General features: G+C 77.1%; 1 protein-coding gene. It reads right to left on the minus strand.

Annotated elements, in window-relative coordinates; translation table 11 throughout:
• Positions 1 to 10: 10 nt before the first annotated feature.
• On the minus strand, positions 11 to 669 hold a 659-nt coding region (eccD, locus tag HMPREF3086_RS03170), incomplete at its 5' end, for a type VII secretion integral membrane protein EccD (protein ID WP_070720146.1).

A 669-nucleotide genomic window follows, 5' to 3' on the forward strand; every position in this document is an offset into this window, starting at 1 on the left:
CCCGGGTCGGTCATCGCTGGCGGACGAGGGAGTAGACCTCCATGGCACCCACCGCGAGGGGGACGATCGCGCAGAGGGCGACGGCCTCGACCACGCCCACGGCCCGGAGCGCCCCGGGGGAGAGGTCGACGTGCGGGAGGACCGACGCGGCCACGATGACCGCCGCGGCGACGGCCACCGCGGCCGGGACGACGACCCCCACCGGCGAGTCGACGGTCAGGCCCGCGCCCACCAGTACACCGGCGGTCAGCACGAGCGCCGAGATGAGCAGCACGGCGGTGTGGACCCGGTCGGCGTAGCCCAGCCCGCGCAGCACCAGCACCACGATGAGGACCAGCGCCAGCGGAGCCGACCAGCGGGTGGTGTCGCCGTCGCCGGTCAGGGACGTCAGCGACCCGGCGGTGCAGACCGCGCCGGCCGCGGCCAACAGGCCGGTGAGCCAGGACCGCGAGGTGAGGAACCGGTGCCGCAACACGCCCGGCGTGGGCAGGGGGCCGCGGGCCCTACCGCGCACGTCGTGGTCGATGTCCTCGAGGTCGCCGGCCTCGACGTCCTCGCCCGGGGCGGGCACCGGCGGGATGGGGATGCGGGCGGCCCAGACGGCGATCCGCGGGGCCGCGGTGAGCACGAGGAGCCCGACGAGCACGGCACCGGCGCCCACCGCGGGGG

The sequence above is a fragment of the Dietzia sp. HMSC21D01 genome, from assembly GCF_001815995.1.
GTDB lineage: Bacteria > Actinomycetota > Actinomycetes > Mycobacteriales > Mycobacteriaceae > Dietzia > Dietzia cinnamea.